The sequence below is a fragment of the Cellulomonas cellasea genome, assembly GCF_006538745.1.
GTDB lineage: Bacteria > Actinomycetota > Actinomycetes > Actinomycetales > Cellulomonadaceae > Cellulomonas_A > Cellulomonas_A cellasea.
Genome location: NZ_BJLR01000026.1, coordinates 55,052 through 78,263 on the forward strand (window position 1 = coordinate 55,052; position 23,212 = coordinate 78,263).

At 75.9% G+C, this 23,212-nt stretch carries 29 protein-coding genes and 1 pseudogene; 11 read left to right on the top strand and 19 right to left on the bottom strand.

Annotation, left to right across the window (positions count from 1 at the left end; all coding sequences use genetic code 11):
* Positions 1-36 precede the first annotated feature (36 nt).
* A complete protein-coding gene (locus CCE01nite_RS14225) occupies positions 37-792 on the top strand; it encodes a ZIP family metal transporter (protein ID WP_034625430.1) in 756 nt (251 codons plus the stop codon).
* A 93-nt stretch (positions 793-885) separates the two neighbouring features.
* Here CCE01nite_RS14225 and CCE01nite_RS14230 read toward each other — a convergent pair whose 3' ends face one another.
* The 4 genes from CCE01nite_RS14230 to CCE01nite_RS14245 all read right to left on the bottom strand — a co-directional run bounded on the left by CCE01nite_RS14230 (position 886) and on the right by CCE01nite_RS14245 (position 3,769).
* Positions 886-1,065, bottom strand: a complete 180-nt coding sequence (locus tag CCE01nite_RS14230; protein ID WP_034625433.1) for an Rv0909 family putative TA system antitoxin — start codon at positions 1,063-1,065, stop codon at positions 886-888.
* An 87-nt stretch (positions 1,066-1,152) separates the two neighbouring features.
* Positions 1,153-2,028, bottom strand: a complete 876-nt coding sequence (locus CCE01nite_RS14235) for a DNA/RNA non-specific endonuclease (protein ID WP_034625555.1) — start codon at positions 2,026-2,028, stop codon at positions 1,153-1,155.
* Positions 2,029-2,081: 53 nt separating this feature from the next.
* On the bottom strand, positions 2,082-2,849 hold the full coding sequence (locus CCE01nite_RS14240) for a glycosyltransferase family A protein (RefSeq protein WP_034625435.1): 768 nt from the start codon (positions 2,847-2,849) through the stop codon (positions 2,082-2,084).
* A 62-nt stretch (positions 2,850-2,911) separates the two neighbouring features.
* Positions 2,912-3,769, bottom strand: a complete 858-nt coding sequence (locus tag CCE01nite_RS14245) for a UbiA family prenyltransferase (protein ID WP_034625438.1) — start codon at positions 3,767-3,769, stop codon at positions 2,912-2,914.
* Positions 3,770-3,845: 76 nt separating this feature from the next.
* Between CCE01nite_RS14245 and CCE01nite_RS14250 the strand changes: the two genes are divergently transcribed.
* From CCE01nite_RS14250 to CCE01nite_RS14260, 3 genes and pseudogenes are all read left to right on the top strand, one after another.
* The gene (locus CCE01nite_RS14250; protein ID WP_034625442.1) at positions 3,846-4,952 is read left to right on the top strand and encodes a type III polyketide synthase; all 1,107 of its coding nucleotides are present in this window, start codon (positions 3,846-3,848) and stop codon (positions 4,950-4,952) included.
* Positions 4,943-5,446: pseudogene (locus CCE01nite_RS14255) on the top strand (isoprenylcysteine carboxyl methyltransferase family protein); the annotation flags it as partial. The gene CCE01nite_RS14250 and the pseudogene CCE01nite_RS14255, both read left to right, overlap by 10 nt.
* A gap of 113 nt (positions 5,447-5,559) precedes the next feature.
* Entirely contained in the window at positions 5,560-6,603 is a 1,044-nt protein-coding gene (locus CCE01nite_RS14260) for an NAD(P)/FAD-dependent oxidoreductase (protein ID WP_034625449.1), read from the top strand.
* Positions 6,604-6,618: 15 nt separating this feature from the next.
* Here the strand turns inward: CCE01nite_RS14260 and CCE01nite_RS14265 are convergent, their stop codons facing one another.
* Positions 6,619-7,245 (bottom strand): nucleoside/nucleotide kinase family protein, encoded by a 627-nt coding sequence (locus tag CCE01nite_RS14265; RefSeq protein ID WP_034625453.1) that lies wholly within the window; start codon positions 7,243-7,245, stop codon positions 6,619-6,621.
* A 127-nt stretch (positions 7,246-7,372) separates the two neighbouring features.
* Here CCE01nite_RS14265 and CCE01nite_RS14270 point away from each other — a divergent pair, with 127 nt between their 5' ends.
* Complete coding sequence (locus CCE01nite_RS14270; protein WP_034625457.1) at positions 7,373-7,963, top strand: M15 family metallopeptidase; 591 nt, start codon at positions 7,373-7,375, stop codon at positions 7,961-7,963.
* Positions 7,964-8,031: 68 nt separating this feature from the next.
* Here CCE01nite_RS14270 and CCE01nite_RS14275 read toward each other — a convergent pair whose 3' ends face one another.
* A complete protein-coding gene (locus tag CCE01nite_RS14275) occupies positions 8,032-8,229 on the bottom strand; it encodes a hypothetical protein (protein ID WP_034625460.1) in 198 nt (65 codons plus the stop codon).
* 53 nt (positions 8,230-8,282) lie between these two features.
* Complete coding sequence (locus CCE01nite_RS14280; RefSeq protein ID WP_246056565.1) at positions 8,283-9,296, bottom strand: DNA-3-methyladenine glycosylase family protein; 1,014 nt, start codon at positions 9,294-9,296, stop codon at positions 8,283-8,285.
* A 112-nt stretch (positions 9,297-9,408) separates the two neighbouring features.
* Here CCE01nite_RS14280 and CCE01nite_RS14285 point away from each other — a divergent pair, with 112 nt between their 5' ends.
* The gene (locus CCE01nite_RS14285; RefSeq protein ID WP_034625562.1) at positions 9,409-9,651 is read left to right on the top strand and encodes a hypothetical protein; all 243 of its coding nucleotides are present in this window, start codon (positions 9,409-9,411) and stop codon (positions 9,649-9,651) included.
* Positions 9,652-9,738: 87 nt separating this feature from the next.
* Positions 9,739-10,041, top strand: a complete 303-nt coding sequence (locus CCE01nite_RS14290; protein WP_034625462.1) for a hypothetical protein — start codon at positions 9,739-9,741, stop codon at positions 10,039-10,041.
* Positions 10,042-10,135: 94 nt separating this feature from the next.
* Here CCE01nite_RS14290 and CCE01nite_RS14295 read toward each other — a convergent pair whose 3' ends face one another.
* From CCE01nite_RS14295 to CCE01nite_RS14330, 9 genes are all read right to left on the bottom strand, one after another.
* Positions 10,136-10,942, bottom strand: a complete 807-nt coding sequence (locus tag CCE01nite_RS14295; RefSeq protein ID WP_281282398.1) for an RNA polymerase subunit sigma-70 — start codon at positions 10,940-10,942, stop codon at positions 10,136-10,138.
* Between the two features lie 9 nt (positions 10,943-10,951).
* Complete coding sequence (locus CCE01nite_RS22180) at positions 10,952-11,164, bottom strand: sigma factor (RefSeq protein ID WP_246056569.1); 213 nt, start codon at positions 11,162-11,164, stop codon at positions 10,952-10,954.
* A 139-nt stretch (positions 11,165-11,303) separates the two neighbouring features.
* Positions 11,304-11,699, bottom strand: a complete 396-nt coding sequence (locus CCE01nite_RS14300; RefSeq protein ID WP_246056576.1) for a VOC family protein — start codon at positions 11,697-11,699, stop codon at positions 11,304-11,306.
* A gap of 92 nt (positions 11,700-11,791) precedes the next feature.
* Positions 11,792-12,196 carry a nitroreductase/quinone reductase family protein gene (locus CCE01nite_RS14305; RefSeq protein WP_034625469.1) on the bottom strand — a complete coding sequence of 135 codons (405 nt, stop codon included), beginning with the start codon at positions 12,194-12,196 and terminating at the stop codon, positions 11,792-11,794.
* A 214-nt stretch (positions 12,197-12,410) separates the two neighbouring features.
* On the bottom strand, positions 12,411-12,971 hold the full coding sequence (locus tag CCE01nite_RS14310; RefSeq protein ID WP_141372613.1) for a DUF2231 domain-containing protein: 561 nt from the start codon (positions 12,969-12,971) through the stop codon (positions 12,411-12,413).
* A 40-nt stretch (positions 12,972-13,011) separates the two neighbouring features.
* Positions 13,012-13,440 (bottom strand): DUF4383 domain-containing protein, encoded by a 429-nt coding sequence (locus CCE01nite_RS14315; protein WP_034625471.1) that lies wholly within the window; start codon positions 13,438-13,440, stop codon positions 13,012-13,014.
* Positions 13,441-13,651: 211 nt separating this feature from the next.
* Positions 13,652-14,305, bottom strand: a complete 654-nt coding sequence (locus CCE01nite_RS14320) for a DUF3618 domain-containing protein (protein ID WP_034625473.1) — start codon at positions 14,303-14,305, stop codon at positions 13,652-13,654.
* The gene (locus CCE01nite_RS14325; protein WP_084142467.1) at positions 14,302-14,739 is read right to left on the bottom strand and encodes a phage holin family protein; all 438 of its coding nucleotides are present in this window, start codon (positions 14,737-14,739) and stop codon (positions 14,302-14,304) included. Before CCE01nite_RS14325 ends, CCE01nite_RS14320 begins: the two co-directional genes overlap by 4 nt.
* Positions 14,736-15,557, bottom strand: coding sequence for a hypothetical protein (locus tag CCE01nite_RS14330; protein ID WP_052103522.1), 822 nt, complete (start codon positions 15,555-15,557; stop codon positions 14,736-14,738). The genes CCE01nite_RS14325 and CCE01nite_RS14330 overlap by 4 nt, the downstream gene beginning before the upstream one ends.
* Positions 15,558-15,879: 322 nt before the next feature.
* Here CCE01nite_RS14330 and nhaA point away from each other — a divergent pair, with 322 nt between their 5' ends.
* Positions 15,880-17,190, top strand: coding sequence for a Na+/H+ antiporter NhaA (gene nhaA / locus CCE01nite_RS14335; RefSeq protein WP_034625475.1), 1,311 nt, complete (start codon positions 15,880-15,882; stop codon positions 17,188-17,190).
* A 40-nt stretch (positions 17,191-17,230) separates the two neighbouring features.
* Here the strand turns inward: nhaA and CCE01nite_RS14340 are convergent, their stop codons facing one another.
* Both CCE01nite_RS14340 and CCE01nite_RS14345 read right to left on the bottom strand, forming a co-directional pair.
* Complete coding sequence (locus CCE01nite_RS14340; RefSeq protein WP_034625479.1) at positions 17,231-18,874, bottom strand: ABC transporter permease; 1,644 nt, start codon at positions 18,872-18,874, stop codon at positions 17,231-17,233.
* Entirely contained in the window at positions 18,871-19,830 is a 960-nt protein-coding gene (locus CCE01nite_RS14345) for an ABC transporter ATP-binding protein (RefSeq protein WP_034625482.1), read from the bottom strand. Before CCE01nite_RS14345 ends, CCE01nite_RS14340 begins: the two co-directional genes overlap by 4 nt.
* A gap of 441 nt (positions 19,831-20,271) precedes the next feature.
* Between CCE01nite_RS14345 and CCE01nite_RS22185 the strand changes: the two genes are divergently transcribed.
* Entirely contained in the window at positions 20,272-21,408 is a 1,137-nt protein-coding gene (locus CCE01nite_RS22185) for a YihY/virulence factor BrkB family protein (RefSeq protein WP_246056570.1), read from the top strand.
* Between the two features lie 14 nt (positions 21,409-21,422).
* On the top strand, positions 21,423-21,932 hold the full coding sequence (locus tag CCE01nite_RS22190) for a metallophosphoesterase family protein (RefSeq protein WP_034625485.1): 510 nt from the start codon (positions 21,423-21,425) through the stop codon (positions 21,930-21,932).
* 61 nt (positions 21,933-21,993) lie between these two features.
* Here the strand turns inward: CCE01nite_RS22190 and CCE01nite_RS14360 are convergent, their stop codons facing one another.
* Positions 21,994-22,635, bottom strand: coding sequence for a TetR/AcrR family transcriptional regulator (locus CCE01nite_RS14360; protein WP_034625585.1), 642 nt, complete (start codon positions 22,633-22,635; stop codon positions 21,994-21,996).
* Between the two features lie 97 nt (positions 22,636-22,732).
* On the opposite strand from CCE01nite_RS14360, the gene CCE01nite_RS14365 reads away from it, so the two are divergent.
* Positions 22,733-23,188 (top strand): fibronectin type III-like domain-contianing protein, encoded by a 456-nt coding sequence (locus tag CCE01nite_RS14365; protein ID WP_034625488.1) that lies wholly within the window; start codon positions 22,733-22,735, stop codon positions 23,186-23,188.
* Positions 23,189-23,212: the final 24 nt, after the last annotated feature.

Genomic DNA, 23,212 nt, shown 5'->3' on the forward strand with positions numbered 1-23,212 from the left:
CACCGACGTGCCGCCGCACGCACGGGGCGTAGCGGCGTGCCGGTGTGGCTCGAGGCCGGCCTGTGGGGCCTCGTCGCGGGCGGTGCGCTCGTGCTCGGCGCGCTCGTCGCGTGGCGGGTCCGCGTGCCGCAGCGCGTCGTGGCGGGTGTCATGGCGTTCGGTGCGGGCGTCCTCCTCTCGGCGCTCGCCTTCGAGCTCGTCGCGCCCGCCGAGGAGCAGGGCGGTCTCGGCCCGACCGTCGCCGGGTTCCTCGGCGGGGCGGTCGCGTACGTCGCCGCGAACGAGTGGCTCGCGCGGCGCGGGGCCCGGCACCGCAAGCGCTCGGGCGGTCACCAGCCCTCGGAGCAGGAGGCCGCGGGCAGCGGGGCGGCGATCGCGGTGGGCGCGCTGCTCGACGGCGTCCCCGAGTCGGTCGTCCTCGGGCTGTCGCTGCTCGGCGGCGAGGGCGTCGGGCTCGGCGTGCTCGTCGCGGTGTTCCTCTCGAACGTGCCCGAGGGGCTGTCGAGCGCGGCCGGGATGAAGCGGGCGGGCCGCGGCGCGCGCTACGTGTTCGGCGTGTGGGGTGCGATCGCCGCCGTGAGCGGGCTGGCCGCCGCGCTGGGCGCCGCCGCCCTCGGCGGTGCGTCGCCGACGACCGTCGCGGTCATCACCGCGGTGGCCGCCGGCGCGATCCTCGCGATGGTCGCGGACACGATGATCCCCGAGGCGTTCGAGCGGACCCACGCGCTCACGGGCCTCGTCACCGCGCTGGGCTTCCTCACCGCCTTCGCGGTGCACCACCTCGGGGAGTGAGCGACGCCCCGCGACGCGAGCACGGCGCACCGGGACGCGGCAGGGCCCCGACGCACGCGCCGGGGCCCTGCCTGCGGTCGTGGGTGGGACGTGCTACTGCCCCAGGTGCTGGTCGGCGGCGTCGCCGGCCTTCTCGAGCTGCTCGTCGTGCTTGCCGCCCGTCGCGTTCGAGGCCGCGTCCTGGCCCTTGTCGAGCGCGGCGTCGCTCGCCTTCTCGCCCTTCTCGCTGTCCAGCGCGCCTTCCGCCTTGCCCGCCAGGTCGTCGATGCCCATGTCGGTCTCCTCACTGTCGAGGACGCACGTCGCGCGCGCCCTCGACCATGCTGCGGCCGAGTGCCCGCTCGCGCACGCCGACGCCCGTCAGAGCCGGATGTCCTGCGCGCTCGCGAGCGACACCCACCCGTCCCGCAGTGCCGGGCCGTGGTCCTGCGTCGAGACGGCCGCCAGCCGGTCCGCCGCGACGAGCGGCCCGAGATCGAGCCGGGTCAGGGCCTCGACGTCGCGGACCGGCACCTGGAACGTCCGGAACGGCCCGAGCGGCGGCACGTCCCCCGCGGCGAGCGCCTGCGCCGTCGCGGCCCGCAGGTCGATCTCGTCGAGCTGCGGCGTCTGGTCGAGCACGTAGGCGGTGCTCGCGAGCCGTGCGCCGGGGCCGGGGTCCGCGTCCCCGGGCACGTCGGCCCACGCCGCGACCTTCCAGAACAGCCGCGGGATCCCGACGCCGCGGTACACCGGGTCGCCCGCGTCCAGGACCGTCCCGGTGAGGACCGTGAGCCGCAGCCGGTGGGCGCGCGCGGGCTCGAGCAGGTAGTCCTCGAGCCCGTTCCAGAGCTCTTTCGACTGGTTGAACCGCGCGGCCTGCGGCGCTGCGTTCGGGTACGCGAAGGTGTCGGCGTTGGCCCGGCCTGCGACGGGCGCGGGGCCCCATACCGGGTCGCGGCGCCGCACGAGGTGACCGCGGTCGAGGTCGTTGCGGGCGTACAGCTGGGGGCCGGCCTGCTCGTCGGCACCGACCCGCGGGTCGAGGTGCCAGTCGTCCCCGCGCCCGAGGTCGAGCAGGCCGGCGCCGTCGATGTTCACGCCCGTCGCTGCCGCGAGCCGGCGGCGTGGGTCCAGCAGCACCGTGAAGTGCGTGTACGTCAGCTCCCGGAGCGGGGCGTCCGCCGGGGCGGTGGGCAGCGGGGCGCGCACGCCCAGGAAGTCGGGGTCGAACGCGTGCTCGTACGGCTCGGTCATGCCCCCGACCCCACCACGCGGCACCGACAGGCGCACGCGCTCCTCCGGCGGAGTCAGCCCTCCGCGCCTCGCCCGGGTCCGCCGCCGGCAGAGCCCCGCAACCGCTGCGCCCAGCGCTCCCACGGCGGCTGCACGTCCCACCCGCGCCGCAGCGAGCGCCACGCGCGGTCGAACCGCCGCCGGCCCTGCGCCGCACCGCGCAGCGAGCGGCCCGAGACCCGCACCCGCAGCCCGCGGTCGTACCGCAGCCGGGCCCCCGGGCCGAGCGCGAACGAGAGGTCGACGTCGTCGTGGCTCTCGGCGTCCGTCCGGTTCACCCGGTCGCGCACCGCGAGCCACGCCGTGCGCCGCAGCGCCATGTTCGAGCCCCACAGCGGCGGGTGCGCCATCGCGGCGTGCATCGCGGCGTAGTACGTGCGCAGGTAGAGGCCGCCGACGAGGAGCGCGCGCCAGCGCGGGACGTCGTAGAACACCCCGGTGCCGGTCACGGCGTCGAGCGCGCCGTCGGACTCGAAGTGCCGGGCCACGTCCGCGAGCCAGTCGGGCGGCACGAGCGTGTCGGCGTCGCACCGGACGATGACGTCGCCGCGCGCTGCGTCGTACCCGGCCGCCGCCGCCGCCGGGATCCCGGGGGTCGACTCGGGCACCACCCGAGCGCCGTGGGCGACGGCCACCGCGGCGCTGTCGTCGGTCGAGCCGTTGTCGACGACGACGACCTCCCACGCGGGGCGCGTCTGCCGGTCGAGGTGCGCGAGGCACGCGCGCAGCGCGACCGCGTCGTCCTTGACGGGGATGACGACGGACAGGGTGAGCGCGGGCACGCCCCGACCCTCTCCCGGCGCGCTCGTCCGCGCACGCGGGCCCGTACCCGCCGGTCGGCCCGTCACGTCGCGGGCGCGGCGGCGACGAGGTCGGGGGCCGCCAGGACGAGCAGGGCGACGCACACGCCCGCGACCGCCATGCTCAGCGTGAACGGCAGCCTGCTGCGGCGACGCACGAGCGCGACCCCCCCGGCGACGACCGCGAGCCCGAGCGCCACGGCAGCCCCGACCCACGCCGCCGTCCCCGGTCCGCCGGGCGGCGCGAGGACGACCACCGCGATCGCCGCGAGCAGCGCGCCGAGCGCCACGGCGGTCGCCCGTTTGCGCCCGAGCCGGTGCGGCAGGCCCTGGACGCCCGTCGCGGCGTCGTCCTCGAGGTCCGGCAGCACGTTCGCGACGTGCGCGCCGACGCCGAGCAGCGAGGCGGCGAGCACCCCCCACGCGCTGGGCAGCCCGCGCCCCGGCTGGGCGAGCGCGACGAACATCAGCAGCAGCCCGAACGACACCGCGTAGGGCGCCCACGACCACACGGTCCGCTTGAGCCACGCGTTGTACGACCAGGCGCTCGCGACCGCCACGACGTGCACGGCACCGGGGACGAGCCCGGTCGCGAACGACAGCGGGACGCACGCCGCGAGCGCGCCGAACGCCCAGCGCCGCAGCACGCCCGCGTCGAGGAGACCCGCGACGACGGGCTTGTCGGGCCGGGCGACCGCCAGGTCCCGCCCCGCGTCGATCCAGTCGTTCGACCAGCCCACGGAGAGCTGCCCGGCGAGCACCGCGGCCGTGACCAGCACGGTCGTGCGCACCCCCGAGCCGAGGCCGAGCGCGAGCGACGCGGCGAGCACCGTGACGACCGCCGCGGGGCCCGGATGGCAGGCGAGCGCGAGGCCACGCGCGACCCGTCCCGCTCGCTGCACACCCGCTCCCTCCGCCCGGCGGCCGAGGCTAGCAACCGGACGCGCCGATCCGCCTGCCACGTGCAACGATGCCGCAATGTCCCGACTTGTCGCAGTGGCACCCGTGGTGCCCGACCACGTGTACGCGCAGGCGGACATCACCGCGGAGATCGGCCCGCTGCTCGCCCCGAGCCCGGCGCGGCGCGCGCTCCTCGACCGCTTCCACGGCGCGTCCGGCGTCAGTACCCGGCACTTCGCGCTGCCGCTCGAGAAGTACGCGGCGCTGACCTCGTTCGACCAGGGCAACGACCTGTTCATCAGCATCGGCGCCGAGCTCGCCGAGCGGGCGCTGCGCACGGCCCTCGACTCCGCGGGGCTCGAGCCGTCCGACGTCGACTTCGTGCTCTTCACCTCGGTGACGGGCATCTCGGCCCCGTCGATCGACTCGCTGCTCGTCGAGCGCATAGGCCTGCGCCGGGACGTCAAGCGGCTGCCGTCGTTCGGGCTCGGGTGCGTCGCGGGGGCCGCAGGGCTCGCGCGGGTGCACGACTACCTCGTCGGCCACCCGCACGACGTCGCGGTGCTGCTGTCGGTCGAGCTGTGCTCGCTCACGATCCAGCACGGCGACGACTCGACCGCGAACCTCGTCTCGAGCGGCCTGTTCGGCGACGGCGCCGCCGCGGTGGTCCTCGTCGGCGAGGAGCGCGCCCGGGAGACCGACGCGGCCGCCGGAGGGACGCCGGCCGGCGTCGACGTCGTCGGCAGCCGCAGCGCGGTCTACGCGAACAGCGCCGCGACCCTCGGGTGGGACATCGGGGGCTCCGGATTCCGCATCGTGCTCGGCGCGGGGCTCGCGGACGTCGTCGAGGAGCACCTGGCCGGCGACGTCGCCGCGCTGCTCGACGAGCACGGGCTGACGCACGCCGACGTCGCGTCGTGGGTCGGGCACGCGGGCGGGCCGCGCATCCTCGAGGCGGCCCAGCGCGCGCTCGGGCTCCCGGACGGCGCGCTCGACCGCAGCTGGTCCTCGCTCGCGCGCGTCGGCAACCTGTCGTCCGCGTCGGTGCTGCACGTGCTCGCCGACACCCTCGCCGACGGCGCCCCGAGCCCCGGCGAACCCGCTGTGCTGTTCGCGTTCGGACCCGGGGTGAGCGCCGAGCTCGTCCTGCTCCGCGGCGCGGGGACGGAGAACCGATCGTGCTGACCGTCTACCTGGTCCTGCTGGGGGCGACGGCCCTCGAGCGCCTCGCCGAGCTCGTCGTCTCGACGCGCAACGCGCGCTGGTCGTTCGCGCGCGGCGGCACCGAGCACGGGCGCGGCCACTTCCCGCCGATGGTCGCGCTGCACGCGGGGCTGCTCGTCGCGTGCGCCGTCGAGGTCCTCGTCGCGGACCGGCCGTTCGTGCCGGTGCTCGGCTGGACCGCGCTCGTCCTCACGCTCGCGAGCCAGGCGCTGCGCTGGTGGTGCATCGCGACCCTGGGCCCGCGCTGGAACACGCGGATCATCGTGGTGCCGGGTCTGCCGCTCGTCACGGGAGGTCCGTACCGGTGGCTGCGACACCCCAACTACGTCGTCGTGGCCGTCGAGGGCATCGCGCTCCCGCTGGTGCACACCGCGTGGGTCACCGCACTCGTGTTCACGGTGCTCAACGCCGTGCTGCTGCTGGGCTTCCGCATCCCGAGCGAGGAGCGCGCGCTCGGCCTGCTCGACGCGGACGCCGCCGGCACGGCTGCGCCCGGGGCCGAGGACGGGGCGGGTGCCCCCACCGGACGCGTCGGCACCGACCCGGCCGCGCGCCGGCCCGACCGCGCGTGAGCACGCCGCTCGACGCCGACGTCGTGGTCGTCGGAGGCGGGCCCGTCGGGCTCGCGTGCGCGATCGAGTCGCGGCTCGCCGGCCTGGACGTCGTGGTCGTCGAGCCCCGCACCGGCTCGGTCGACAAGGCCTGTGGTGAGGGCCTCATGCCGGGCGCGCTCGCCGCGCTCGGACGGCTCGGGGTCGACCCGCCCGGGCACGCGCTCGCGGGCATCAGCTACCGGCGCGGCGCCCACCACGCGGACCACCGCTTCCGCGGCACGCCGGGCCGCGGGGTGCGCCGCACGACCCTGCACGACGCGCTGCGCGAGCGGGCCGACGAGCTCGGCGCGCGCCGGGTCACCGCGCGCGTGGACCACGTCGAGCAGGCGGCGGACGGCGTCGAGGTCGCGGGCCTGCGGGCGCGGCGGCTGCTCGCGTGCGACGGCCTGCACTCGACGGTGCGGCGGCTCACCGGGCTCGAGGTCGAGCCGCGCCGGTCGGGCGCCCGCGCCCCGGTCCGCCGGTTCGGCCTGCGCCGGCACTTCCACGTCGCGGCGTGGACCGACCTCGTCGAGGTGCACTGGGGGCGTGCCGTCGAGGCGTACGTGACCCCGGTGAGCGACGACCTGGTGGGCGTCGCGCTGCTCGGGCCCGCCGGGGTGGACTTCGCGACCGCGCTCGCCACGTTCCCCGAGCTCGTCGAGCGGCTCGCGGGTGCCGAGCCCGCCGGGCCGGTGCGCGGCGCGGGCCCGTTGCGCCAGCGCACGCTGCGGCGCACGAGCGGCGCCGTGCGGCTCGTGGGCGACGCGTCCGGCTACGTCGACGCGCTCACGGGCGAGGGGCTGCGCGTCGGCCTCGCCCAGGCCGCCGCGGCGGTGCGCCACCTGGACGACCCTGCGGCCTACGAGCGGTCCTGGGCGCAGGCGACCCGGGGCTACCGCGTGCTCACGACCGGCCTCGTCGCCTGGGCCACCTCCCCGGCGCGCGGAGCGATCGTCCCCGTCGCCCGCTCGTCCCCGCGGCTCTACGGCACCATCGTCGAGGCGCTCGCCCGCTGAGGGCCCGCGCGGTCCTCAGCGGTGCACGAGCGCCGGGTGCCGGGGGTCGTCGACGCGCACGACGACGTCCGCGGTCGCCTCGGGGTCGCACTCGCTCATGTGCCGGGCGTACGCCGGCAGCGTCCACCGCTCCTCGGGCGGCGTCCGGCGCTCGAGCGTCGCGGTGCGCAGCGCGAGGTGCACCGTGACGTCCACGTCGAGCCCGCGCCCCGCGAGCAGGCTCCCGTCGAGCACGAGCACCGTCCCCGCGTCGGCCAGCTCGCGCCGGGCACGCGTGGACCGGTCGCGCACGGGGTCGCGCAGGCTCGGCAGGTACTCCCCCGACCCGTGCGGGCCGAGCGGCCCGAGCACCTCGCGGTCGAGCGCACCGAGGTCGACCCAGTCGTCGTACAGCGCGAGCTCGTCCTCGCGCCCGTGCTCGAGCCGGACCGACGCGGCCCGCAGGAAGTCGCGCGCCCGCACCCGCACGACGGGCCGACCCGCCGCACGCAGCGGGTCGACGAGCGCGTCGGCGAGGACCTCGGCCCGAGCCGGCGGCGGGCCGTCGACCAGGACCCGCACGTGGCGGCTGCGGTCGCGGCCGGCGAGGAGCCCGACGACGTGGGCGACGAGCGCGTCGGGGGTCACCGGCTCGACGCGCACGGACCCAGTCTGCCCGCACGCTGCAGGCCTGCACCCCCGCGCGCCCGCACAGCAGCCGGTCGCCGACCCCTCACATGGGCGCCGGTCCCGCCGATCGGGTCCCCGACCACGCCGGACGAGGAGACGCATGGACGGCATCACCGCGATCACGCAGCGCATGGCGGCCATCCAGGCGACCGTCGCGACGCTCGCCCCGCCCGCGCCGAAACCCGCGGCCAACCCGGCGTCGGCGACCGCGTTCGGCGCGGTGCTCGACCAGGCGGTCGCCCGGAGCGCCCCCGCCCCGGCCCCCGCGGCGCCGATCAAGCCCGCGGCGGTCTTCGTGGACGGCGTCCCGGCCGACCTCGCCCCGTACGGCAACGGCCGCGTCCCCGCCGACGCGCTCGAGCCCGTGGGGTCGACGGGCCACAAGCTGTGGGCCCCCGCCGCCGGGGCGCTCGAGGACGTGCTCGCCGCGGCCGCGCGCGACGGCGTGACGATCGGCATCACCGACTCGTACCGCTCGTTCGACGCGCAGGTCGACGTCGCGCAGCGCAAGGGTCTGTACTCGCAGGGCGGTCTCGCCGCGAAGCCCGGCACCAGCCCGCACGGCTGGGGCCTCGCGGTCGACCTCAAGCTCGACGCCACGGCTCAGGCCTGGATGCGGGCGAACGGCGGGCGCTTCGGGTTCGTCGAGGACACCCCCCGCGAGCCCTGGCACTGGGTCTACCGCGGCTGACCCAGCCAGACGCACGAGAGCCCGGCAGGTCGTCCTGCCGGGCCCTTCGCGTGCGCTCCCGAGGTGCGTCAGACCGTGCCCGGGTCGCGCGGGTTGAGGTTGCTCGGGTCCGCGTCGGGGTCGGCGTACTCCCCGCCCACGTCCGACGTCGTGTCGCGCGGGTTCAGGTTGTCCGGGTCGGTGTCGGTGTCCGTGTCGGGGTCGTACGGCTTCTCCGACTCGTTCACGGGCGTCTGGTCGCGGGTGCTCTCCGTGTTCTCGCTCATGCCCCTCACGGTGCCACCGGCCGGGCGGCCCCGCATCCGATGCGCGGTGGTGGTCAGCCGCGACGGTGGTCCTGCACCGTGAGCCAGGGCCCGCGTCGGGGCGCGAACGCGCGGCCCGTGAGCTCGAGGAGCCGGATTACCCGGTACCGGTGCGGGCGCCACGGCGCGAGGAGCTCGAGCATCGTCGCGTCGTCGACCCGCCGGCCCACGAGCGCCCAGCCCACGCCCTTCGCGAGGTGGTAGTCGCCGACCGACACCGCGTCGGCGTCGCCGAGCGCGCGCTGCGCGACCTCCGCCGCGGTCCACACGCCGACCCCCGGGACGGCCTGGAGGCGCCGCGCCGCGTCGTCGGGCGCCATCGTGGTGGCCTCCTCGAGGCGGCCGGCGACCCGCGCGCACGCCAGGACGGTGCGGGCGCGCCGGGGGTCGACGCCCGCGCGGTGGAAGTCCCACTCGGGCACGCCGAGCCAGCCGTGCGCGTCGGGCACGACCCGCATCCCGACGGGTGCCGGGCCGGGGGCCGGTGACCCGTGCCGGTCAAGCAGCCACCGCCACGCGCTGAACGCGGTGCTCGCGATGACGCGCTGCTCGAGCACCGCCGGGACGAGCGCCTCGAGCACGCGCCCCGTGCGCGGCACGCGCAGGCCCGGGTGCCGGCGGTGGGCGTCGTGCAGGTCGGCGCGCAACGGCGTGAACGACGACGGGTCGTCGCGGTCCCCGAGCAGCTCCGGCACCGACGCCAGGGCCTCCTCCGCGCCCGGGCCCCAGGCGAGCGCGTCGACCTGGTGCGGTCCGCGCTGGGCGAGGCGCAGCGTCGCCGGCCCGGACGGCGGGCGGGTCGTGCGCCACAGCGCGCCGTCCGGCGTGCGCTGCTGCGTCGGGTCGAAGCGCCCGTGCGCGAGCCGCTGGAGCGTCTGGACCAGGTCGACGGGGGCCGCGGGCCGGTAGGTCGCGGCGCGCCCGTCGACCGGGCCGGGGCTCGCGTCGAGGGCCGCACCGACGGCTGCACCGACCCCGGTGCCGGGGACGGCCGCGGTGGTCGGTGCGGGCACCGCGGACGCGCTCATCGGCCCATCGTGCCACCCGCGTCCGCCCGCGAGGCAGAGCGAGGACGGACTCCCGTACGGCAAGCGGGGGGCGGTGGTTCCGCTCAGGGCGGAACAGGAGGATGATCGAGGGGTGGCCCCCCAGCAGACCGGTCCCCGCCGGCACCTCCCCAACAGTCCCTTCAACGCCGCCCGCGAACGCGCGGCAGCGGCAGCGGTCTTCGAGCGCATCCCCGTGGGTGAGCGCGTCTCGCACGAGCGCCACGGCCTCGGCCGCGTGGTTGCGCTCTCAGGCGAGAGCGACGTGATCGTCGACTTCGGCGGTGGTGACCGCCGTCGCGTCTCCCTCGCGAGCTCCAAGCTCGAGCGTCTCTGACCTTCGGCACACGTCGATCGGCGCGCCCCGACCGATGAGTCCGGCGCGGCGGGTCGGTCTCCCCTCCAGACCGACCTGGAGGCGCGCATGCCCGACGAGACCGCACCGACACGACGCGAGCCGGCCGTGTGCTCGCGCGTCCGGTTGATGCTTGCCGTCGCCGCGCGCACCGCCGCGCGCGACGCGAGCGGGCTCCCAGCGAACCTGGCGAGCGTCGACGCCCTCGCGCGCGCGCAGCTCGACGCGCTGCGCGCCGGGCGGTCCACTGTGCTGTGCGGCGCGAGCGACGAGCTGGTCGAGCTCCTGCGCTTCGCGGGGCTCGTCGACGTGCTGCGCGTCGAGACCGTCGTGGCGCCGATCCGCCGGCCGGCCGGTCGCGGGAACGGCTGAACCGGGCGGCTCCCGGGACCGCGGCGTCCGCGCCCAGGCACGCCGGGTCGGCCGGACGCCCCGGCCCCGGGCGGGAACGCGCGCGACGACCGGCTCAGGCCGGAGCGTCCGCCACGTCGAGGTGGTCGGGCAGTCCGAAGGCCGTGAACAGCCGGGGGTCGACGAAGTTCGTGATGCTCGAGATGCGGTCGTCCTGGATCTCGAGGACGTGGATCGCCCAGGGCTCGAGCCGCCCGGCGACGGCGCTCGGCTTGTACTGGGCGAACGCCGGCGACCCGTTCGCGTCGACCCGCACGAGGCGCGACCCACGGCAGCCCCCGCCCGGGCCGAGGTGCCACAGGCCGATGTCGACCGGCCCGCTGAGCCACAGGGCCCACGGCGGCATCGACTGGGTCGCGTCGGCGTGCAGGAGGCGCACGAGCGCCTCGATGTCATAGGCCTCGAACGCCGTGACGTACTGGTCGAGGAGCGCCGCGTGCTCCGGGTCGAGCGGGTCGGGCGCGCTGGCCCCGCGCTCCGCGGCGCCGTTCGCGAGCGTCGCCCGGGCCCGCTGCAGCGCGCTGTTGACCGACGCGACCGTCGAACCGAGCAGCGTCGCGACCTCCTCGGCACGCCAGCGCAGCACCTCGCGCAGGATGAGCACCGCACGCTGGCGCGGCGGGAGCTCCTGCAGCGCGGCCACGAACGCGAGCCGCACGGACTCGCGGGCCACCGCGACGTCGGCGGGGTCGCCCGACTCGGGGAGCACGCGCTCGTCGGGGGCCGGGCCCAGCCACGTGGGGTCGCCGAGCTTCTCGCCGAGGGACGCCTCGACGGGGGGCGAGGCGGCCGGTGACAGGTCCATGGGCAGCGCACGCCGGCGCGTGCCGTCGAGCGAGTCGAAGCACACGTTGGTCGCGATCCGGTAGAGTCACGAGCGCAGGCTCGAGCGGCCGTCGAACCGGTCGAGCGCGCGCCAGGCCCGCACCATGACCTCCTGCACCGCGTCCTCGGCGTCGTAGATCGACCCGAGCATCCGGTAGCAGAACCCGGTGAGCTCGCGGCGGTGCAGCTCGAGCTGGTCGGGCGTCGCGACGGGGGTGCGTGCGGCGGCGGGGGCGTCTGCGGGGACCAGACCGGTCACGACGGGGACCTCTCGACGTCCGGGGTGGGCTCGGCGCCCGCCGTCGGGGCTGCGGCTGCCCACGACCTCTCGATCCTGACAGTGCGTCACGTCCCGGGACAACCCTCCCGGACGCTCGATCAGGTCGGCCTGCACCGGATCAGCCCGCAGCACCGGACGCCCCCATGAACATCGCCTCCCAGACGTGACCGTCCGGGTCCTGGAACGAGCGCGAGTACATCCCGCCCTCCTCGATCGCCGGGGTCGACGGGCTCCCGCCCGCGCTGACCGCCGCCTCGACGACCTCGTCGACGCGCGCGCGGGACTCGACCGAGAACGCGACGATGACCTCGGTCCCCGCGGTGGCGTCCGCGACGGGCTTCGTCGTGAAGGTTGCGAAGAACGGGTCGGCGAGCAGCATCACGAAGCTCTCGGCGCCGAGGACGACGCACGCCGCCTTCTCGTCGCTGTACTGCGGGTCGAGGTCGAGCCCGAGCGCGGTGAAGAACGCGGTCGACCTCGCGAGGTCACGCACGGGAAGGTTGACGAACACCATCGAGCTCACGCGGGGCCTCCGGGACCTGTCGGCTGCTGGTGCAGGGCAGACCGGTCCGGTGCCCGGAACTCATCGGCGGTCGCGCGCCGGCGTCACGCCCGCGTGAGCTCGACGACGGGGATCGTGCGCGCCGTCGCGGCCGCGTGGTCGGCGAAGAAGGGGTACAGCGCGACGAGACGGGACCAGACGCGGTCGCGTTCCTCGCCGGTGAGCGTGGTCGCCACCGCGTCGAACGCCTCGTCCCCGAGCTCGACGCGCACGCGGGGCCGCGCAACGAGGTTGGTGTACCAGTGGGGGTGCGTGGGAGCGCCCATCGCCGAGGCGACGACGAGGAGCCGGTCGCCCTCGCGGTGGAACATCATCGGTGCGGTGTGCGGCCGGCCCGAGCGAGCGCCGGTCGTCGTGAGCAGCAGGAGCCGGTCGCGGTGCATGCCCTCGACCTCGCCACCCGCCCGGAACTGCGCGATCACCCGGCGGTTCGTCTCCCGGACGTCCATCGCCGCCACCTCCCGCCGTGGGGAGGGCCGACCCCGCCACCGGGCACGGTACTCGTGCCACGACGCCCGCAGCGTCCCCGCCGCGCCGGACGGAGCGGCACGCGCGTCGCCGCACCGGCCGTCGCGGCACCTTCCGTCGCCGCACCGGCCGTCGTCGCAACCGCCGCACCGGCCGTCGTCACGCACGGGCTCGAGCGGCCCGCGCGCGGTGGCGTCAGCCGTCCCGGTGCGCCGTGCCGTTGCCCGGCGGGGCGAACGCGCGGTCGCGGGTGCCGGCGTTGCGGGCGATCGCCATGTGGCCCCCGAGGTACCCGCCGACGCCGCTGACGGCGCCCCCGGCGAGCGCGAGCAGCGAGCCCGCGGCGTGGCTCCCGCGGCGGCGCGCGAGCCAGGACGCGCCGTACAGCACGACCGAGACCGTGTTCGCGCCGGCGTGCACGACGCCGACGCGCTGGGTCTCACGGTCGGCGGCCGACCACTCGGCCCACCCGGTGAGGACGGTCGGGACGGCCGCGAGCAGGCCCGTGCCGACGAGGGTCTGCGCCGCGCGCCCGCCGCGGACCCCGGGCGTCAGGTCGAGGATCGACGCCGACATCCACGCGCCGAGCGGGACGTCGGTGAGGAACGGGTGGACGGCGTGCCCGAAACCGCGGCCGTGCAGGACCCAGCGCCGGGCGGGTCCGCCGACGAGCCGCGCGGCGAGCGGCCGCACGGCGTCGACGGCCCCGTCGAGCGCGGTGAGCCGCTCCAGGGCCGCCGTCGCCCGGACGAGCACCGGCCGGCCCTGGAGGGCACCCCTCGTGCCGTGCGGCACGTCAGCGCCGCGCCGTCGCGTCGCGGCGCGGCCACAGGGCGATCGCGAGGCCCGCGAGCGTGCTCGCGATGTGCAGGCCGTTGTCGGCGCCGTTGATGTTGAGGATGTTGGCGTCGGGGTTGTTCGCGACGACCAGGCCGTAGATGCTCGTCGCGCCGTAGCCGATCGCGAGGATCCAGCCGTACGTGCGGGCGCCCGAGTCGGTGCGCCACAGCGCGAGCCCCAGCCCGCCGATCAGCAGGTGCACGATGTTGTGCAGCGGGTTGACCGCGAATCCGAGGAGCGTCTGGCTGTGGTCGTGCTCCGTGAAGCCGTCGAAGCCGGTCACGAAGAAGCCGAGGATGCCGACGAGCAGGTAGACGGCCCCGATGAGGAGCGCGAGGGTCTGGCTGACCGTGCGGGCCCGGCGGGCCGTTGCGGGAGACGACATGGTGGTTCTCCGTCCAGAGCTGTGCCTGAGTGTCGCGCACGTGTCTCGACGCGGTCCGGGCTCGCCGCCCGGGGGGCGCACCTCCGTCGGCCCCGTGCCCACGGGGGCAGGGGGCCGACGGCGGTGCATGTCCTGGTCGCCCGGCGGTCGAGCCGGTCGATCAGTGCTGCTGGTGGATCAGTACCGCTGGTGCATCAGTACCGCTGGTGGATCAGTACTGCTGGCGGGACTCCTGCACGGAGTCCTTGGCGCCCTTGGCCTCGTCCGCGAGGCCCTGGGCCTGCGTGGTGCCCTCGTCCTTGAGCGAGGACGCGGCCTCGGCGGCGCGGTCCTTGACGGCCTGCACCGCCTCCTGCGCCGGCTCGCGCAGGTTCTCCGCGACGTCCTGCGCGGCGAACTTGACCTCGTCGACGAGGCCCGAGGTCGAGTCCTGCACGCGGCGCGCCGCCTGCTGCTCGACGCGCGTCGAGGGCAGCAGCGACGACGCGAGCCAGCCGATGCCGAAGGCGATCAGGCCGGCCGCGAGGGGGTTGCCCTCGGTCTGGCGCCGGACGAGCTGCGGGGTCTCCCCCACGGCGTGCGCGGCGCTCGACGCCGTCGAGGAGACCGACGAGGTCGCGCCGTGCGCGGAACCGCTCACGCGGTCCTTGGCGTCCTGCGCCGAGCCGGCCACCTTGTCCTTGGCGTCCTGCGCCGAGCCCATGATGCGGTCCTTGAGGCCGAGGGCGGAACCCTTGACCTTCTCGACCTGGCGGTGCGCGACGTTGCTGGGACGCACCTGCTCGCCGAACGCGTCGACGTCCTGGCTCAGCTCGGCCCGCGTGCGCTCGATGTCCGCTCGGATCTGGTCCGGGTCGTTGCTCATGCGTTCCTCTCCTCGTGTCCCTGAAGCGCGTTGGGGATCTTCTTGACGGTCTCGGCGGTCTGGGGGGCGCCGTTGATCCTCTGGAACTCCGCCTTGGCACGCGCGGCCAGGACGGCCGCGACGATGCCCCAGATAACCGCCACGATCACGGCGGAGATGCCGTGGCCGATCTGGTCGCCGAGGGCCCACCAGAGGGCGACGGACAGGAAGACGAGAGCCATGTGGCCGGCGACGGCCGCTCCCCCGCCCATCCCGGCGCCCTTGCCGGCCTTCTTGCCCTCCTGCGTCAGCTCCGCCTTGGCGAGGGCGACCTCCTGGCGCATGAGCGTCGAGAGGTCCTTCGTGATCTCACCGAGCATCTCGCCGAGCGACGGTCCGCTGGTCGGGCCGTCGGCGGCCCGCGGGTCGATCCCGGTCCTGGGGTCGACGCTCATCGTCCGTCCTCCACCGTGACCCCGCCGAGCGGGTCACCCGCGGCCGTGCCGCCGAGCCCTGTCGAGGGGGCGCCGGGGGCGCGGTGGGCACCCGTGCTCTCGTCGACCTCCTCGGTCCCGTAGACCGGGCCGGTGCCGTACGTCGAGCCGGTCGTCCCGTAGGTGCCACCGCTCGTCTCGTAGCCCGTCGTCGTCGCCGCCGCGGTGTCGGTCAGGCCGTAGCCCGTGCCCGTCGTGGCGTACTCGGTCGTCGTCGCCGGGTAGGGCGTCGTGGTGTCCGCGTACGAGGCGCTGTCCGTCGTGGTGTCCTTGGCCGCGTCCTTCGCGCCACGCGTCAGGCGCCCGGCGAGGACGCCCGCGCCGACGGCGATCGCGAGGAACGTGCCGGGGCTGCGCCGGGCGAACGTCTTGACCTCGTCGAGCAGGTCCGCCGGCTCACGTGCCTCGAGCCAGGACGCGATCGAGTCGGTCCGGCCCGCGACCTGCCGGGCGATGTCCGAGGCGAGCCCGCCCTGCGAGCTGTCCGCCATCGAGCCGAGGTCGCTCCCGAAGGTGCGGACGCCGCTCGCGACGCGGCTCTGCTGGCTGCGCGCCTGGTCGGCGAGCCCCGCACGCGTCTGGCCGAAGACGTCCTTGACCTGGCTCTTCGCCTCGTGGGCGACCTCGCGGGCCTGACTCTTCGCCTCCTGCGCGAGATGCTGCGTGCTCTCCGCGGCGCTGTGGGCGACGCCCGACGCCTCCTCGCGGACGGCCTGTGCCGTCGATCCCTGCGAGCCGTCTGCCGGCTGAGCAGTTCCGTAGTCGTTCGTCATCGTCATCCCTCCGAGTCGACGGGATCCGTCGTGTGCTGGGGGGTCGGAGACGTCTCCGCGGCATGCGGGACACCCACCCGAACCCTCCCTGGGTGGCGCCGACGACTTGCCTGCGTCGGTGCTTCGTGCTGCCCGTTCGGCGCCGTGGGACGCCGTCCGGGGACGTTGACGACGCTATGCACACCCGCAGGTGTCCGCCACCGGAGAGCCGCCCGGGGACAGCGGCCCGTCACCCGTACGGGGTGCTCGGAGCCCCGTACGATGGGCGTCAGGTGCGCCGGGAAGTCTGGTCGGCAACGTCGTCGTCGACCCTGCCGAGAGGTTTCTCATGACACTGCGCTCCCCCGGTTCACCGCTGCTCACCCGCGGTTCCTGGGCCGAGGCGTCCCGTATCGCCGAGGTCCTGCGCAAGGAGACGGTCGGCGGCGCCCTGCTGCTGGTCGCGACCGTCGCGGCACTCGTCTGGGCGAACTCGCCCGCCGCGGGCTCGTACACCGCGCTGCGCGACCTCGAGGTCGGTCCGGAGGCGCTGCACCTGCACCTCTCGCTCGGCACCTGGGCCGCGGACGGCCTGCTCGCGATCTTCTTCTTCGTCGTCGGGCTCGAGCTCAAGCGCGAGTTCGTGGCGGGCGACCTGCGCGACCCGCGGCGGGCGGCGCTGCCGATCCTCGCGGCCGTCGGCGGGATGGTCGCGCCGGCCCTGGTCTACGTCGCGCTCAACGCCGGCACGGGCGACGGCGCGCTGCGCGGCTGGGCGATCCCGACCGCGACGGACATCGCGTTCGCGCTCGCCGTGCTCGCGGTCGTGAGCACGCACCTGCCCACCGCGCTCCGCACGTTCCTGCTGACGCTCGCCGTCGTCGACGACCTGCTGGCCGTGACGGTCATCGCGATCTTCTACACGAGCGAGCTCGACGTCGTCATGCTCCTCGCGTCGCTCGTGCCGCTCGCGCTGTTCACGGTCGCGGTCCAGCGCCGCATCCGCTCGTGGTGGCTCCTGCTGCCCCTCGCCTTCACGACCTGGGCGCTCATGCACGCCTCGGGCGTGCACGCGACGGTCGCCGGGGTGCTGCTCGGGTTCGCGGTCCCCGTGATCCGCAGCCGCGCGGCGGGTGGGCCGGAGGCGGGCCCGGGCCTCGCCGAGCACTTCGAGCACCGCTTCCGGCCCATCTCCGCGGGAGTCGCGGTCCCCGTGTTCGCCTTCTTCGCGGCGGGCGTGGGCGTCGGCGGGCTCAGCGGGCTCGCCGAGTCGTTGCAGGACCGCGTCGCGCTCGGGATCGTCGCCGGGCTCGTGGTGGGGAAGGCCGTCGGGATCCTCGGCACCACGTGGCTCGTCGCGCGGTTCACGCGCGCACGGCTCGACGAGGGGCTGAGCTGGCTCGACGTGCTCGGCGTCGCGGTGCTCGGCGGCATCGGCTTCACCGTCTCGCTCCTCATCGGCGACCTCGCGTTCGGCGCGGGCAGCGAGCGCGACGAGCACGTGAAGGTCGGGGTGCTCGCCGGCTCGGTGCTCGCGTCGCTGCTCGCCACGGTGCTGCTGCGGGCCCGCAACCGGGCGTACCGACGGATCCACGAGCTCGAGTCCGTGGACGACGACGCCGACGGCATCCCGGACGTCTACCAGCGCCCGGAGCACTGACCGCGGGCGACCCGCGCGCTCGTGGGTCCCCCACCGGCGCCTACGCGACGAGGTCGCGCCGCCGGAAGGCCGCGGCACCCGCCGCCGTCAGCACGAGCGCGACGACCGCCATCGCCACGAGCGGCGCGGCGTCGAGCGGCGCGGCGGGCACGGCGGGGACGAGCCCGAACGGCGCGGCGTCGAGCACGGCCTGCGGGAGGTCCAGCAGGGGCCCGTAGATCCCGACGACGATCGAGGTGACGAGCACGACCCACACGACCCACGTGGGCGCACGCAGCCCGTAGGCGAGCACCGCGAGCCCGGCGAAGCACGCCAGGACCGGCACGTACGCGAGGCTCGCGAGCGTGAGCTCGCCCACGAGGTCCCGGTCGCCGAGCGACGCGGAGGCGCCCGCGCCGAGCGCGAGCCCCGTGAGGAGCAGCAGGAGCACCGAGCCGCCGAGCGAGGCGAGCAGGTGCTGCCCGAGCCAGGCGGTCCGGCTCACGCCGCACGCGAGGACCCCGCCGGCGCGGCCCTCGGCCTCCTCGCGCCGCAGGTGGTGGACGGAGACGACAGCGTGGACCACCACGGCCATCGCGAAGAACGACAGGAACGACGACAGCGCCGCCCGGACGAGGTCGCCGCCGCCGCCCGCGAACATCTCGGCGAGCTCGGGCTGCGCCTCGAAGCTCGCGACCTCGCTCTCCGCGAGCGACCCCGTGAGCAGCGCGAACGCGGCCAGCCCGACCGCCCACCCGAGCACCGCGCCACGCCCCTGGCGCACCGCGAGCCCGAGCGGGGAGACGAGGGCGGCGCGGGCGCGGGTCCGGCCCGGGCGCGTCGCGAGCAGGCCGGCCCCGACGTCGCGGCGGCGCACGAGCGCGTGGGCGAGCGCGGTGAGGGTGAGCGCGAGCACGGCGCAGAGCGCGAGCGGCCACCAGCGCAGGTCGACGAACGCCCGGCTCTGCTGGGCCCAGCCGACCGGCGAGGCCCACGAGAGCGCGCTGCCGCCGACCTCGCGCGCGTCGCCGATCCCCCGCAGCACGTACGCGAGCCCGAGCAGCGCACCGGCCGTGCCGGACGCCGCGCGCGCGTGCTGCGCGAGCTGCGACGTGACCCCGGCGAGCGAGCCGAACACCCACCCGACGAGGGCGACCCCGGCGCCCAGCGCGACCGAGTCGGGCGCGGCGAGCCCGGCCCCGAGCAGCGCGAGCACCACCGCCGTCCCGACGACGAGGTTCGCGACCACGACGTCCGCGAGCGCGGCCGTGAGCGGCGCCCCGCGGCCGACCGCACCCGCTCGCACGAGGTCGGCCCGGCCGGACTCCTCCTCCGCACGCGTGTGCCGGACGACGAGGAAGACCGACATGAGCGCCGCGGCGACCGCGAGCATGCCGAGCATCTCGTTCGCGACCATGGCGCCGAGCGTGTAGTCGTCGAGCCCGTACCCCGGGCCGCCGAGGAAGGCCCCGGCCGGCTCGGCCATGATCGCGGCACGCGTCCGGCGCGACGCGGCGTCGGGGTAGACGCTCGGGAGCGCGACGACGAAGTAGGCGACGAGCCCACCGAGGCTCAGCGCCCAGACCGCGATCCGCACGCGGTCCCGCCGCAGCGCGAACCGCAGCAACCGGGCGGCGCCGGCGTCGGCGCGGGGGGTGGCGGCGTCTCCCGTGCGCGGCGCCGGTCGGGCCAGCGCGGCGGTCACCGAGCACCTGCCGCGGGCGAGCCGGACGCCGCGCGCGCCCCGGAGCGGCTCGGCGCGTCGACGGCGGGCTCGTAGTGGTGCACGAACAGCTCCTCGAGGCTGGGCGGGGCCGCGACGAGGTGGACGATGCCGGACTGCGCGAGCAGCGCCATCACCGCGGACACCGCGCCGTCGTCGACCGCGAGGCGCACCTCGTCCCCCTCGACCCGCACGTCGTGCACGCCCGGCGCACCTGCGAGCCGCGCCACGACCTGCGCCGCGGGTGCCGCACACACGACCCGGACGTCGGTGCGGTGCAGGTGGCGCAGCTGCGCGAGCGTCCCGCTCTCGACGGCACGCCCCGCGCGGACGAGCGTGACCCGGTCGCACAGGCGCTCGGCCTCGGCGAGGATGTGGCTCGAGAGCAGCACCGTCGCGCCGCGCGCGACGACCTCGCCGACGCACTCCTGGAACACGAGCTCCATGAGCGGGTCGAGGCCCGAGGTCGGCTCGTCGAGCACGTAGAGCTCGACGTCGCTCACGAGCGCCGCGACGAGCGCGACCTTCTGGCGGTTCCCCTTGGAGTACGCGCGGGTCTTCTTGCCCGGGTCGAGGTCGAACCGGTCGAGCAGCTCGGCACGCCGGCGTGGGTCGACCGTCCCGCGCAGCCCCGCGAGCACGTCGATCGCCTCGCCGCCCGTGAGCGAGGGCCACAGGCTCACGTCGCCGGGCACGGAGGCGAGGCGCCGGTGGAGCGCGACGGCGTCCGCCCAGGGGTCTGCGCCGAGCACGCGTGCCGACCCGCCGTCGGCCCGCAGCAGGCCGAGCAGCACCCGCAGGGTGGTGGACTTCCCGGCGCCGTTCGGCCCCAGGAACCCGTGCACCTCCCCGCGCTCGACGGTCAGGTCGAGACCGTCGAGCGCGCGCACGCGGCCGAAGGACTTGGTGAGCTCGCGGACGTCGATGACTGCACTCATGTCGGGCCCTCTCCCGGGACGTCGGACGACGGTGCGGAGGCGTCGCGGGGCGTCGTCCCGGGCGGGTCCGCGGTGTACCGCTCGCGGCGTGGCTCAGGAGCACGTGCTGCGGTCGGGGGCGTCCGTGACCGCGGACCTCGGCGCACGCCGCTGCGGTGAGCGCACGTCCTCACCCAAACAGCCGCCCCGATGCGCTGCAAGGTGCTCTCAGGGCCCTCACAGTGCCTCGGGGACGCCCGGGCGCGGCCCGGGAACGGCTGTCACCGGCCGCGTCGTCCACCGCCGCGGTTGCCGACCCCGGGCACCCCCCGCAGGATCGGTGCTACGACACCGCAGGCCCGGGACCGCGGCCGCGCGCCGCGCTCCGCCCGCGGGCGAGAGGAGAGCTCCGATGACCACGCAGCATGAGGGACGAGTCGCACCGGAGCGAGGGGACGCACGATGAGCGAGCGCCGCAGCACCACGAAGGCACAGACGGCCCCCGACCCGGAGGACCCGCGCAAGCCGGACGACCCGACGGACATGAGCAAGCGGGGCTGGAAGTACTCGCTCCGACGCACGGTGCGCGAGTTCGGCCACGACCAGTGCACCGACCTGGCCGCCGCGCTCACCTACTACGCGGTGCTCGCGATCTTCCCCGCGCTCATCGCGCTCATCTCGGTGCTCGGCGTGTTCGGGCAGGGCAAGAGCACGACCGACGCCCTCGTCGAGCTCGCCGGCGGGCTCGGCCCCGCGGAGACGACCGACACGATCAAGGGCGTCATCGACGGGCTGCAGACGAACCAGGGCGCGGGCCTCGGCCTCGTCCTCGGCCTCGCGGGCGCCCTGTGGTCGGCCTCGGGGTACGTCGGGGCGTTCAGCCGCGCGATGAACCGCATGTACGAGATCGACGAGGGCCGCCCGATCTGGAAGCTCCGCCCGGTGATGCTGCTGGTGACTCTGATCAGCGTGATCCTCACGGCGCTCGGCGCGCTCATCCTCGCCGTCAGCGGGCCCGTCGCCCAGGCGATCGGGGACGCCGTCGGCCTCGGGGACCAGGCCGTGACGATCTGGAACATCGCGAAGTGGCCCGTGCTGCTCGCGATCGTCATCGTGGTGGTCGCGATCCTGTACTATGCGACGCCGAACGTGCAGCAGCCGAAGTTCCGCTGGATGAGCACGGGTGCGCTCATCGCGATCGTCGTGTGGGCCCTGGCGTCCGCGGCCTTCGGCTTCTACGTCGCGAACTTCGGCAGCTACGACAAGACCTACGGCTCGCTCGCCACCGTGATCATCTTCCTGCTGTGGCTCTGGATCACGAACCTCGCGCTGCTCTTCGGCGCGGAGTTCGACGCCGAGGTCGAGCGCGGGCGCGAGCTCGAGGCCGGCATCGCGGCCGAGGAGTCGATCCAGCTGCCGCCGCGCGACACGCGCGCGAGCGACAAGAAGGCGAAGAAGGCCGAGAAGGACGTCGAGGACGGCCGCTCGCTGCGCCGCCGCCGGGCCGCCGAGCTCGAGGCCGAGGGCAAGGGGCCGTCGAGCGGGGACGCCGACGGCGAGCAGGGACGCGCGGGCGACACCCGCCGGGAGCGCCGCTGACCCCCGACCCCGGCGTGCGGCTCCTGCTGCTGGCCGACACCCACCTGCCGACGCGGGCGCGGGACCTCCCGGCGGAGGTGTGGGCGGCGGTCGACGCGGCGGACGTCGTGCTGCACGCCGGGGACTGGGTCGACGTCACGCTCCTCGACGCGCTCGAGCAGCGGGCCCGGCGGCTCGTCGGCTGCTGGGGCAACAACGACGGGCCGGCCCTGCGGGCGCGCCTGCCGGAGGTCGCCCGCGTCCAGCTCGGGGGGCTGCACGTCGGGGTCGTGCACGAGACGGGCGCCTCGACCGGGCGCGAGGCCCGCGCCGACGCGGCCTACCCGGACCTCGACGTGCTGGTGTTCGGGCACAGCCACATCCCCTGGGACACCACGACGCCGCGCGGGCTCCGGCTGCTCAACCCCGGCTCGCCGACCGACCGCCGGCGCCAGCCCGCGTGCACCTACCTGACGGCGCGGGCGCAGGACGGCGCGCTGCACGACGTCGAGCTCCACCGGCTGCCGGTGCGCGCCGCGCGCTGACCGGCACCGCGCGGTGCCGCCGGCGCCCCGCTCGCACGAACGGCGCGAGCCGGCCGACCGCTCAGAGCAGCGAGCGCCGGCTCCGGCCCGCGACGGCCGCCGTGAGGATCGCGTCGATCGCGAACGCCGACGCGTGCGCGAGGTCGACCGCCTCGGGGTCGAGCAGCCACTGGACCTGCAGCCCGTCCATCACGGCGAGGACCGCGGCGGCGGCGGCGTCGAGCTCGCGGTCGGCCGGCGGGTCGTCGGGATCGCACACCTCGTGCAGCGCGGCCCCGACGTCGGCGCGCAGCTGGGTGTACCGGTGCCGGAACCAGTCCTTCGCCGGGTGGCCCTCGGTGACCGACTCCGCGGACAGCACCGCGTACGTCTGGACGATCCCGGCACGGTCGGCGTTGAGCCGCGCGGTCGTCACGAGGTGCCGGAAGAGGTCGAGGCCGCCCGGGATGTGCTGGCCCTCGAGGTGCTCGACGTCCGTCTTGTCGCGGAAGTCGAGCATCTCGAGGAGCAGCAGGTCCTTGGACCCGAAGTGGTGGAGGACGCCCGCGTGCGTCATGCCGACCTGGTCGGCGATCTCCGCGAGCGAGCCGTTCTTGTACCCCCGGCTGCCGAACGTGGTGATGGCGGCGCGCAGGATGTCCTCGCGCCGTCGGGCGGTCTCCTCGCGGGGCCGCTGGGCGCGTCGTGGCGCACGTGTCGACATGACCGTCACCATACTGTGACCCAGGTCATTACTGACAGGTTAGTAATGCGTGATTCGATGGCCTCTGTCCGGCGACGACGCCCGCATCGGAGACCCTGTGACGACCACGCACTCCCCCGCCGCGCCCGGTTCGGAGCCGGGCTGGACGACCTGGCGGTACGACGACGCGTACCAGGTGCTCGCCGCCGAGGCCGACGCGGTGCGCCTCGAGGTCGACGTCACCAACACCGGCCCGCGGCGCGGCACGGCGACCGTCGAGGTGTACCTCGAGGCGGAGCCGGTCGACGGGCTGGACCGCCCCGAGCGCTGGCTCGCCGGGCACACGACCGTGACGGCCGAGTCCGGGACCCGCACCGCCGCGACCGTGCGGCTGCCCCGGCGCACGTTCGAGGTCTGGGACGCGTCCCGCCGCCGGTGGACCACGCCGCCCGTGCGGTACCGCGCACGCATCGGTCGCTCCGTGCGCGAGCTGCCGCTGACCGTCGAGGTCGTCCCGCTCGGCGTCCCCACCGCGCGCCTCGGTGGCGCGGGCACCGGACGCGCCCGGCGCTGACCCCCCCGGCACCCCCGCGGGGCC

Excerpts from the sequence above, each read along its gene's own strand:
- CCE01nite_RS14230 (WP_034625433.1), bottom strand. The coding sequence starts at position 1,065 with ATGGGCATCGACGACCTGGCGGGCAAGGCGGAAGGCGCGCTGGACAGC.
- CCE01nite_RS14235 (WP_034625555.1), bottom strand. The coding sequence starts at position 2,028 with ATGACCGAGCCGTACGAGCACGCGTTCGACCCCGACTTCCTGGGCGTG.
- CCE01nite_RS14250 (WP_034625442.1), top strand. The coding sequence starts at position 3,846 with ATGTCCCGACTTGTCGCAGTGGCACCCGTGGTGCCCGACCACGTGTAC.
- CCE01nite_RS14270 (WP_034625457.1), top strand. The coding sequence starts at position 7,373 with ATGGACGGCATCACCGCGATCACGCAGCGCATGGCGGCCATCCAGGCG.
- CCE01nite_RS14275 (WP_034625460.1), bottom strand. The coding sequence starts at position 8,229 with ATGAGCGAGAACACGGAGAGCACCCGCGACCAGACGCCCGTGAACGAG.
- CCE01nite_RS14280 (WP_246056565.1), bottom strand. The coding sequence starts at position 9,296 with ATGAGCGCGTCCGCGGTGCCCGCACCGACCACCGCGGCCGTCCCCGGC.
- CCE01nite_RS14290 (WP_034625462.1), top strand. The coding sequence starts at position 9,739 with ATGCCCGACGAGACCGCACCGACACGACGCGAGCCGGCCGTGTGCTCG.
- CCE01nite_RS14300 (WP_246056576.1), bottom strand. The coding sequence starts at position 11,699 with ATGGTGTTCGTCAACCTTCCCGTGCGTGACCTCGCGAGGTCGACCGCG.
- CCE01nite_RS14305 (WP_034625469.1), bottom strand. The coding sequence starts at position 12,196 with ATGGACGTCCGGGAGACGAACCGCCGGGTGATCGCGCAGTTCCGGGCG.
- CCE01nite_RS14315 (WP_034625471.1), bottom strand. The coding sequence starts at position 13,440 with ATGTCGTCTCCCGCAACGGCCCGCCGGGCCCGCACGGTCAGCCAGACC.
- CCE01nite_RS14320 (WP_034625473.1), bottom strand. The coding sequence starts at position 14,305 with ATGAGCAACGACCCGGACCAGATCCGAGCGGACATCGAGCGCACGCGG.
- CCE01nite_RS14325 (WP_084142467.1), bottom strand. The coding sequence starts at position 14,739 with ATGAGCGTCGACCCCAGGACCGGGATCGACCCGCGGGCCGCCGACGGC.
- CCE01nite_RS14330 (WP_052103522.1), bottom strand. The coding sequence starts at position 15,557 with ATGACGATGACGAACGACTACGGAACTGCTCAGCCGGCAGACGGCTCG.
- nhaA (WP_034625475.1), top strand. The coding sequence starts at position 15,880 with ATGACACTGCGCTCCCCCGGTTCACCGCTGCTCACCCGCGGTTCCTGG.
- CCE01nite_RS14345 (WP_034625482.1), bottom strand. The coding sequence starts at position 19,830 with ATGAGTGCAGTCATCGACGTCCGCGAGCTCACCAAGTCCTTCGGCCGC.
- CCE01nite_RS22185 (WP_246056570.1), top strand. The coding sequence starts at position 20,272 with ATGAGCGAGCGCCGCAGCACCACGAAGGCACAGACGGCCCCCGACCCG.
- CCE01nite_RS14360 (WP_034625585.1), bottom strand. The coding sequence starts at position 22,635 with ATGTCGACACGTGCGCCACGACGCGCCCAGCGGCCCCGCGAGGAGACC.